This window comes from Acetobacter orientalis (assembly GCF_000963965.1).
In the GTDB taxonomy this organism is placed as follows: domain Bacteria; phylum Pseudomonadota; class Alphaproteobacteria; order Acetobacterales; family Acetobacteraceae; genus Acetobacter; species Acetobacter orientalis.
Window position 1 is genome coordinate 1 of record NZ_BAMX01000029.1, and the last position, 10,341, is coordinate 10,341.

8 protein-coding genes are annotated in these 10,341 nt (G+C 49.8%); 3 read left to right on the forward strand and 5 right to left on the reverse strand.

What is annotated here, in order from left to right:
* Nucleotides 1-682: 682 nt before the first annotated feature.
* Nucleotides 683-1,921 carry a flavin-containing monooxygenase gene (locus tag Abor_RS10635; protein WP_048841868.1) on the reverse strand — a complete coding sequence of 413 codons (1,239 nt, stop codon included), beginning with the start codon at nucleotides 1,919-1,921 and terminating at the stop codon, nucleotides 683-685.
* A 221-nt stretch (nucleotides 1,922-2,142) separates the two neighbouring features.
* Between Abor_RS10635 and Abor_RS10640 the strand changes: the two genes are divergently transcribed.
* Nucleotides 2,143-3,072 carry a LysR family transcriptional regulator gene (locus Abor_RS10640; RefSeq protein WP_048841869.1) on the forward strand — a complete coding sequence of 310 codons (930 nt, stop codon included), beginning with the start codon at nucleotides 2,143-2,145 and terminating at the stop codon, nucleotides 3,070-3,072.
* 15 nt (nucleotides 3,073-3,087) lie between these two features.
* Here Abor_RS10640 and argE read toward each other — a convergent pair whose 3' ends face one another.
* The 3 genes from argE to Abor_RS10655 are packed head-to-tail and all read right to left on the reverse strand — an operon-like array spanning nucleotide 3,088 to nucleotide 6,088.
* A complete protein-coding gene (gene argE, locus Abor_RS10645) occupies nucleotides 3,088-4,233 on the reverse strand; it encodes an acetylornithine deacetylase (RefSeq protein WP_048841870.1) in 1,146 nt (381 codons plus the stop codon).
* 6 nt (nucleotides 4,234-4,239) lie between these two features.
* A complete protein-coding gene (locus tag Abor_RS10650; protein ID WP_048841871.1) occupies nucleotides 4,240-5,625 on the reverse strand; it encodes a purine-cytosine permease family protein in 1,386 nt (461 codons plus the stop codon).
* Nucleotides 5,626-5,659: 34 nt separating this feature from the next.
* Nucleotides 5,660-6,088, reverse strand: a complete 429-nt coding sequence (locus tag Abor_RS10655; RefSeq protein ID WP_048841872.1) for a RidA family protein — start codon at nucleotides 6,086-6,088, stop codon at nucleotides 5,660-5,662.
* Between the two features lie 405 nt (nucleotides 6,089-6,493).
* Between Abor_RS10655 and Abor_RS10660 the strand changes: the two genes are divergently transcribed.
* Both Abor_RS10660 and Abor_RS10665 read left to right on the forward strand, forming a co-directional pair.
* A complete protein-coding gene (locus Abor_RS10660) occupies nucleotides 6,494-8,902 on the forward strand; it encodes a TonB-dependent receptor (RefSeq protein WP_232015199.1) in 2,409 nt (802 codons plus the stop codon).
* Nucleotides 8,903-8,931: 29 nt separating this feature from the next.
* Nucleotides 8,932-9,612 (forward strand): DUF1028 domain-containing protein, encoded by a 681-nt coding sequence (locus Abor_RS10665; protein WP_048841873.1) that lies wholly within the window; start codon nucleotides 8,932-8,934, stop codon nucleotides 9,610-9,612.
* 71 nt (nucleotides 9,613-9,683) lie between these two features.
* Here Abor_RS10665 and Abor_RS10670 read toward each other — a convergent pair whose 3' ends face one another.
* A complete protein-coding gene (locus tag Abor_RS10670) occupies nucleotides 9,684-10,256 on the reverse strand; it encodes a tyrosine-type recombinase/integrase (RefSeq protein ID WP_244877888.1) in 573 nt (190 codons plus the stop codon).
* Between the last annotated feature and the right edge of the window lie 85 nt (nucleotides 10,257-10,341).

The following is a 10,341-nucleotide window of genomic DNA, read 5'->3' on the forward strand; positions in this document are numbered from 1 at the left end:
TCCTCCGAGAGTTTTACTCTCCGGTAAACCCGGGGCAGTTCAGTAGAGGTCATGGTGACACTTGCTTCAGGTGGTATGGAAGAAGAGGAATTTGCTGTCTGGTTACGGCAGAATTTCGTTTGTCATTAAAGTTTTCTCTGCACGTTGGGGGCGCAATATTTAGGAAGCCAGCCGTGCAAACCAGCGGACACGTTGTGTCGCGATGGTTTGCAAACTGGTCAGGGAGAGAGCATTGCTCTCTCCCGTGAACCCCCTCTTTTCCAATATATATACTGCCCAGCAAGGTGAAGGCTAAAAGGGCAGGTTTCTATGCTTTAGGGGGTCAACGGGGGAAGGTATTCCCCCTTGCCAGATGTCGAATGGGTAGCCATTCGACACTGCTGGCTCCCTTTTACTCCTGATGTAAAAGGGTATCTTTTTGAAGGCTGCTTTCCGGGTAGCTTATGGCCTCATAAGTCTGTCTATCCAGACAATCCTGCACAGCAGCGTTGGTATTTTTGAGGTGGGCTGAAACCGTATGGCCAAAGAATGAAGGGTGCTTTCAGGGAGGAGGGAGGAGAGGCATGTTTGAAAAAGCAATAAGAGAAAATATAAACTACCTCCAAAGTGAGGGAGTAGCGCGTAATCCATGCTAAACTCCCTTTTATAGTCAATGGTTTCTACCGTTGGCTGCGAGGGTTAATTATTTCTTTCTATCCGTTTTAGCTTTGATAATCTCTGCAAGATAGTCTGCGTCATGCCAAACTCCCCATATAAAAGGGGAGGCACGTCTGGTAAGCCATGCAAGACCCAGAAAATACAGGCCGTCCTCTTTAGAGACACCACGTTCGTGTTTAGGGCTACCGCGTTCATCAAAAATATCTGATTTGATCCAGCTAAAGTCTAGTGCGTAACCGGTTGCCCATACAATAGAGGTAATACCCTCCTTCGCTAAATCTAGCTCAAAAAGCGGGTTGGTAACGCAGTCCGGGTTGGGGCCAATAATATGAGCATCGGGTTCCTCTGGTAAATCCAGATTTTCTTGAGCCACATAAGCATCAGCTGCCCGTAGCATTGACAGATAGTTCTCATCTCCTCCAGCAATATTCTTTGCCAGATCAGGTGCAAAATACATGCGCCCGTCAGTATAAGACTTGCCCATACCCATCAGGGTCATTCCAGCATTGGCCAGTTTACGAAAATCAACAGTATGTCCGCCACGGGCACCGCTGACCGAAATAGTGACATGCTCGGTTGATGGGCTGGAGACTTCAGCATTCCACATACCCAGAACACCCAGCCACCACACAAAGTCTTTCCCACGGTATTTGCGTGGTGGGCGGTCGTGCGGGCCAACGGACAGCCAGACTTTCCGGCCAGAGCGCATTAATTCTTCTGCGATTTGTGCACCAGAAGACCCTGCACCAATAACCAGCACGCCGCCTTCAGGCAGTTGCTCCGGGTTGCGGTAATTGCAGGAATGAATCTGGGTAATGCCAGCCTGTGCAGGTACCAGAGGTGGAATAACAGGTTTCTGAAAAGGCCCTGTGGCTACAACAACCTGTTTTGCTTCAATGGTTCCAGCAGATGTTTCTGCCACAAAGCCGGATCCATCGGGTTGTTTATGCAGGCTGGCGACCTCTACACCGCATTCAATCGGGCAGGAGATCTGTTTGGCGTAAGCTTCGAAATATTCTACTATTGCCGCGCGGGGGGCAAAACCATCTGGGTCCACCGTGGCGAAGGTCATGTTCGGAAATCTGTCATGCCATGCAGGACCATTGGCGACCAGAGAATCCCACCGTTCCGAGCGCCAGCGCTCAGCAATGCGTTTACGCTCAACAACCAGGTGGGATAAACCGCGTCGGCCCAGATGCTCGCTTATAGCCAGGCCCGCCTGCCCACCTCCAATAACGAGTGTGTCCACTTTTCTGCGTGTCATGCGAGATATTCCTCTTTTGGCCATATCGAGTTTTCAAGCGGCATTACAAAATCCATCTATTTCATTAAAGAAACGATATAATGAGAGAAATAATCATATTACTAAGCTCCGCTTCGGATTTTCTTAGGCCATAAGGCCCATGCCTTAAGGGCAGGCTTTTTAATCAGGGTCTGTCTGTGCTATCTGTTTACATTCCGTGTTCAGAATGACGGGTAGGGGCCATGCGCTATACGTTGCGACAGCTTGAGTATTTTATTGCTGCTGGTGAAGTGGGCTCCATTACACTGGCGTCAGAGCGGCTTTGCATCTCACAGCCGTCTATCTCTACCGCCATTAGCCATCTGGAGCGGGAGTTTGGTGTGCAACTGTTTGTCAGGCACCATGCACAGGGGCTTTCCCTCACCCCTGCGGGGCATAAAATACTGGCAGAAGCCAAACGTGTTGTGCAGCAGGCAGAAGGCCTTTACGCCGCTGCCTGTGAGGTAACGGAGCAGGTCAGGGGCCAGATTTCTGTTGGGTCAATGGTAACACTTGCTCCCATGATCATGCCCGAACTGGCCCATAACTTCATGAAGACTTTTCCCGAGACGGAAATACGGCAGTTCGCCGCCGATCAGGGCTGGCTTTTGGGCCGTTTGCGCCATGCTGAAATTGATGTGGCCATTACCTACGACCTGCAAATTCCTGAAGGTGTCAGTTTTTGCGCGCTGGCAGAACTCCCCGCCCATGCGGTGGTGAGCGAGGCACACCCGTTTGCACATAAGCCGTTTGTTACGTTGGCAGAGCTGGCTGAGGAGCCACTTATTCTGCTCGATCTGCCACTGAGCCTTGAATATTTTTTCGCGCTCTTTTTCAATGAAGGGCTACAGCCCAAAATACACTCCCGCTCATCTCATCAGGATGTCGTGCGAACCATGGTGGCAAATGGTTACGGCTATACGCTTGCCAACGTCCGGCCTCGGTCAGACTGTGCGTTAGATGGCAGGCGTATTGTGCGTGTGCCCATTTCGGGCAACCATCGCCCTATGGTTATTGGTACGGCCACACTGGCCAATATCAAGAAGTCACGGCTGGTTGAAGCATTTGAGCAACATTGCCGGGAGAGTATTTCCAGCCAGTATATTCCTGGTATGGATTCGCCCTTTTCCTGAACATGAAGCTAGGGGCTATAAAGCACAGAGGCTTTCGACAATTCTGCTTAAAAAGCGGTCACCATCGTCCAGTTCAGATCGCGTAATATACTCATCGGCTTTATGCGCCCGACTGATAGACCCTGGGCCGCAAACATAACAGGGTATACCCAGCTCCTGCTCAAACAAGCCGGCCTCAGTTCCAAAATCAATAACCGTTATGTCATTCTGTTGTGCATATCGCATAACGGCGTGCAGAAAATCTTTTGATTGTGCATCAGAGTTCAGGCCTGGATAGGCATTTGTCTGTATAATCTCAATGCTGCCGCGCGTGTTGTTTTGGGTAATGCGTAAAGCTGCATTTTCCAGCCACTTCAGGTAGGGCTGGGCAGATACACCGGGCAAAAGCCGTATTTCTGTTTTGATACAGCATTGGTCAGGCACAATATTTAGCGCCGTCCCGCCATTGATGAGCCCCGTCTGTACGGTAGAAAACGGTACGCCAAATCGTGTATCATGCTTTTCCGTGCTGGCAATATGCTGTTGTAGCTCCTGTGCTGCCAGAACCATTTCTGATGCCATGACAATGGCATTGATACCCTGAAAAGGGTTGGCGGAATGGGCTGCCTGCCCATGGCAGACAATCTGGAGGGCAACCTTGCCTTTATGGGCGGTTGCAACCTGCATGGATGTAGGCTCCCCTACCACACACCCGCGCGCTTGTAGCCCATTGGTACGCAGCGCGGCTAAAAGCGACCTTACGCCAAGGCAGCCGAGTTCCTCATCGTGCGAGATGCCAAGGTGGAGCGGGCGCTCAAGGGGCTGGTTTGCTGCGTGGGTTGCGGCTGTTAACATGCAGGCCAGAAAGCCTTTCATGTCGCTGCTGCCACGACCATATAATTTTCCGTCCTGCTCGGTCAGGGCAAAGGGGTCAAAGCTCCAGTTCTGTCCTTCAACAGGCACGACATCGCAATGTGCGGACAACACAATACCATCGGCTACCATGGGGCCAAGGGATGCAAACAGGCTGAACCGGCCTTCCTGCTCCCCTGGCACACGCACGATACGCGCGCCCAGCTTTTCAAGATACTGTTCTATCCAGTCTATAATCGGGCCATTGGCAGTCCCGCAGATGCTGGGAAATGCGACAAGAGACGCCAGAGTGGAGACAGTATCTGTCATACGCGATTATCCGATATGAGAAGATGTTTGAGAGGAAAATTTTTTGGCAAGAAGCCAATAAACCGGAGCAGTCACCAGAAGCCCGACAACCCAGGAGAGATCTGCCCCGTGCAGGAGCCGTGCGAAAGGGCCTGTGTAAAGATGGCCTGACATAAAAGGAATTTGTGCAGCAAGGCTTAAAAAGAAGCAGAACATGGCTGATATATTGACCCGGCCATAGCACCCGCCATCCGGCTCGAAAAAAGCACTCACCTGATAAGAACCGTGATGGATCAGGTAATAGTCAACCAAGTTTATTGCGGTCCATGGCACCATAATGGCCATCAACATGTCCATAAATTCAAGGTAACTTTGCAAAAAGCCGTCTGCCATAAACAATGCGCCCCAAGTTGCCAGTCCGTATAAGGCAAGAGTGGTACCAATGCGCCAATTGGAGCCAAAATGGTAGCGGGGCAGAAAAGTTTGTAAGACAGAGAGTAAAGAAAGCGTGCCACAGTAAACATTCATGCCAACTGGGCCTGTTATGCCAAGTGTAAAAGCTGCAAATACCGGCCAAGTAAGCCATCCAAGCTGGCTGGCCAAAGCCCCAATAACAGAGCCGTTGGTAGTCAGGCCTATACCAGCAACCAGACCAACGACCATCGGCAGAAAGGCCCCCAGACACGAGCCTGCATATGTTGCAATAAAGGCCTTGCGCGTTCCTTCTGCCGTGTCGGGCAGATAGCGGGAGTAATCTGACACATAAGGGGCAAATGCTATTTGCCACAGAGCAATAATGGAAAATGCCCCAAGAAAATGAACTAGTGTGTCCGATGGTGCAAAATGTGTTGCCTGAGCGAATGTAGGGCCCGCCGCCAGAAAGGAGAACCCACAAAGGGCAATGGCAACCGCACCGAGTACCGTACCCAGCTTGCCAGCCCAATGCAGCGCTCTGTAGCCCGCCAAGGCCGGAAATAAACAAAGGAGCGCAATAAGAATAACCGTTTTTACATGCCCTAATGTAGGGCTTAAAAGGTCGAGAGTTGAGCTGCCAAGAACAAGGTTGGAAGCTGTAAAGCCAACATACATAAAGACAACGAGTACCGTAATGAAGGCTGCCCCCCATGTTCCAAATTGCCCACGCGCCTGCACCATCTGCGGCACACCAAGAGCAGGGCCCTGTGCAGCATGGAGCGCCATAAGCAGGCCGCCGCAGAGGTTGCCTGCAACCAGAGCACAAAGCGCTGCCAGCAGGCTGAGGTGAAACACTGTAGTGGTCAGAGAACCAGTCGTAACAGTCAAAATCATAAGGTTGCCGCCAAACCAGATCGTAAAAAGATCACGAGCGGAACCGTAACGCTGAGCAGCGGGAATGGGGTAGATCGTGCCTGTTTCGATCAGTTCTTTAGACATGGGACCTGCACTCTATTTCATGATGGCAAGGGAGTTAGTCGAGCTCGGCAATCACATCCACTTCCACAAGCCATTCAGGGCGTGCGAGAGCAACCACGACAAGCCCAGTGAAAACAGGAAATACACCGCGGAAATGTTGTCCCAGAACTCGATAAACTGCAGCGCGGTAGCGGATATCGGTCAGGTAAACAGTCACTTTACAGATATGGCGCATTTCTGCTCCGGCTTCGGTCAAAAGCAGGCGTATGTTCTGGGCGACTTTTTCTGCCTGACCGGCGGCATCTCCCACGGCCACGTTCTCACGCGTATCAAGGTCCTGTGGCACTTGCCCACGCAGATAGACAGTTTTGCCAGCAACTACAGCTTGGCATAGGTCATTATCCAGATCCTGTTCTGGATACGTGTCCCGCGTGTTGAAAGGGCGAATACGCCGGTGGGTAAGCTGTTGGGGTTGTGCTGTCATTGTTCTCTCAATCACCCGTCAAGTACAATATCGTCCCAAATTGGCGTGGCATACTGCTGCGGTTTACTACGCACAGAACGATCTGGTATCAAAACAATTCTGCTTCCAAAACACCGCAGGGTCAAAATATTATAATTTGATGGATAGCTTCATTAATTCGTAACCATGGCCTGCTTGTTCTAAACTTTTTGGTCTGGTGCTGTCTTTTGCTTGCTGTGCCCTTCCTCATGTTTTCCGTATTAGTTCCTCAAAATAAACTTGTTGAACATTCGATACGATACGATGGCTTAATGAGATGAATGAGGCGCGCCGTCTTTTGCCGGACGTTTAGCAATATAAGGATATCTCAGCATCATGGTCTCAAATCTTGTTTTCTGTTTTGCTGGCTCTACACAAGAAAATGGTATGATGCAGCATCGGGCCCCGGCTACAACAAAACGGGGCCGGACTTTTAAACACCTGATGTGCCTTTCTTCTGCTCTGGCTGGCATTCTTGTGGTAGCTCCCAATCTACAAGCTGCTCCAGCTAAAACCGCAAAACGTTCGCAAGCCGCAACGCACAACGCTACCGTCAAACGCTCTCCCGTTACAGCTAAGGAAGGAGAGAGTGTTTTAATCTCCGCCCGCAGGCGGGCCCACGGCACCATGATTTCCGTTGGCAGCGCGCAAATTCAGAAAGCGGTTCCCGGTACAAATCCGCTTAAAGTGTTAAGCCAGCAGCCTGGTATCATGTTTCAGTCGTCAGACCCGCAAGGGCTGGATACCTGGTCCAGTCAGATTTACATGCACGGCTTTATGCAAAACCAGATCAGCACAACGCTGGATGATGTGCCATTGGGCGAGCTGGTATACCGCAACTATAACGGCCTTAACCCCATACAAGCCATTTCTTCTGAAAACGTAGGCCGGATGGATGTTTCCACAGGTGCGGGGGCGGAGTCTGTTGCCAGTACAAACAACCTTGGCGGTTCAATAGAATATGTCTCATCTGACCCCAAAGAGAAAACAGGGGGAACGCTTAGCCAAACATTTGGCAGCTACAATATGTTTCATACCTTTGCACGTTTTGACAGCGGCAAGCTGACACCATCGGGCACACGTTTTTATGTCTCTTATTCCCGTAACGATACTGACAAATGGAAAGGTGGTGGCAACCAGTTTACGCAGCAGGTCAATGCAAAATTTGTACAGCCTATTGGGAATGATAGCTCTATAAAGGCATTTTTTGATTGGAGTGATCTGCACCAGTATCTTTATCAGGATTATTCTTTAGATATTCTACATAATGGTGGGTATTACATAGACAACTACTATAACGGAAAAAATTCCGGTTACGCCAATGCTTACCATGCTGCACAGGGTAATTACCCTTCTTATCTCAATGGTGTATCAGACAAGGCAGATGCTGCGTACTATGATGGTTCGTCTAACATCAACGATTATTTTGGCTATTTGAAAGGAGACTTTGCGCTTACAGACCGCCTGCGTTGGAAAACTACCGTTTACGGGCATGGGCAGAAAACCCTTCTGACATGGAGCAACCCTTTCGATGCCTCCCCCAATGGGGCACCTATGTTGGAGCAAGTAAAAAGACCAAGTATTGCACGTTATGGTATTCTTTCTTCTTTGAACTATGATGTTGCACATAACCATATTGAGGCAGGTATCTGGTACGAAAACAATCGTTTCCTGTCGAGCATGTATGGTTACGAGCAGCCTTTACTAGGTCAGGGTAGTCCCATTAATTCTGTTGGAAGTTTCTCAAAACTTTCTCCTTTCATGCAGTTTTATGGGCAGGCTACAAATACTAACACCTTTACGGCTTATGCGCAGGATACCTACCATATTCTGCCTAACCTTGCGCTGCATTTTGGCTTCAAGTCCCTGCTTAACGTTTCACATGCAGGCAATGCCTATTACAACACAGCCTATTATGGAAATGACGCCATGGCAGGCGGTGTGGGTCTGACAACATTTCGGGCATTTCTGCCGCATATCAGCGGGGACTGGCATTTTCTTAAACATCATGAACTTTATTTTGATATTGCTGAAAACGTTCACGCCTACCCGCAGGCACAGTTCAAGACAGCGGCTTCTCCCTTTGCTGTCACACAGTCTGCCTATGATATATCCCGCCCAGGTCTGAAGCCGGAAAGTGACTGGGCCTATGCCGTAGGCTATCGCTACAGTGACAGGTTTATGGACGCCACAGTACATGCCTATCGGGTAAACTTCTTTAACAGGCTGCAAATGATTTCATCTGGGGCTATCATCAACCCACAGACTATTGTGGCAAATGTTGGTGGTATTACCATGAACGGTGTTGATGCCGGGCTGACGCTGCGCCCCCTGCGCGGATTAGCCTTTACCAACAGCCTGAGCTACAACCACTCTACTTACGACCAGAACGTAAAGAGCGGTGGCATGCTCTATGCGACCAAAGGGTCTCAGGTCGTTGCGTATCCGCAGTTCATGTATAAAACAGCCCTGAGCTATACATGGCATGACCTGGAAGCCCATATTGATGCCTCTTATACATCCCGTAGAAACCTGAGCTATACAGGTGATACAAAAGTGCCGTCTTACTGGCTGACCAATTTTGGTACACGCTATAACCTTACCAATCTTCTCAAATCTTCCGGCCGGGGTCAGTTTGTCAAAGGTCTGGAAATTGACTTTAGTGTCTACAACCTTTCAAATTCGCATTATGTTTCTACTATGGGGGAAAATGGCTTCCCACTTTCAGGAGACTATCAGTCTTTTCTGGTTGGGGCACCCCGCCAGTATTTTGGTTCTGTCAAAGCCGATTTTTAAGAAATCCGGGCAACACGAGGTATGATTCAATGACGTTTTCCATTATTGCGCGGTGTACACGTACCGGACAATTTGGTATGGCGGTTTCGTCTTCCTCTCCAGCAGTAGCCAGCCGGTGCGCGTTTGCGCGTGCCGGGGTGGGAGTTGTTGCAACCCAGAATATTACGGACCCCTCTCTCGGCCCAAAGGGGCTGGAGCTTATGGCTCATGGCGCATCAGCCGAACTCTGCCTGCAAACTCTGGTAGAGCAGACACCCTATGCCGCATATCGACAGCTTTCTGTAATCGATTGCCAAGGGCAGACCGCACAGTGGTCAGGAACAGCTACTTTGGGTCTGCATGCCATGGCAAAGCACATAAATATTGCCTGTGCAGGCAATATGCTTGCCAATGTAAGCGTACCCCAGATCATGCTGGATGCCTTTTTACAGAGTGATGAGACCCAAGAGCTTGGTCAGCGTTTGCTTATTGCCTTGAAAGCAGGTTTGGCAGGGGGAGGAGAGGCAGGGCCTGTTTATTCCGCAGGGCTTGTTGTTGTTGCGGATCAAAGTTGGCCGCTCACTGATTTAAGAGTGGATTGGGATGATGCTCCCATTGAAAAACTACAGCAAATCTGGGATGTCTGGTCGTGTCAGATGCATGATTATACTCAGAGGGCGCTTGCTCCAGCTTATTCTCCTTCTTATGGTGTTCCAGGAGATAATGGATGAGATGAAATTTACACTAAAGTAGTATTTATGTATTACATTGCATTAAACTTTATTACTATAACGTCACAGAACTAATTTTTGAAATTAACTCCTCTAAAATTTTCTGTTGGGTAGCTTATGGCCTCTACTGTCTGTCTGAGGTTGGTGGTGGAGATACTGGTAAGATAGGTTGTGGTTCCTTGGCTCTTATGGCTGGCTTCATGTCCTAACAGGCGATCAATCCATACTTCTCGGATATTTGCATTCGCGTTTCTGAGTTGTGTGGAAACGGTATGCCGAAACGAATGAAACGTGATTTCAGCGGGCAGGCCGATACGGGTCTTGAGCAATGAGAAAGCCCGTCCCAATGCTGCGCCCCTGACACCCTGTTTTGAGGTTTCCAAGCCGGGGATGAGGTATGGGCCGTCAGTGGTGTTCTTAAGGGCTAGAACTCCCGCTTCAATGAGTTTTAAATGGACAGGCGCCCCGCGAGTGCTGGCGTCTGTTTTTGGTGTCCATCCGTCATCAGAATGTGGTCTGACCATAAAGCAGGGGATACCATCAACGGTTGGGAGGTCTTCTTTGCGCAAGGCGCAAATCTCGCCCAATCGCATTCCGCTGTAAGCTGCAACAAGAGTGACCAGTCGGAAGGTCTGTTCTGGCACCGAAGTGCTATGCCATGAAGCAGAGGCCAAGAGTGCTAATTTGAACTGCCCCGGGTTTACCGGAGAGAGATTTGTTCAGTAATCA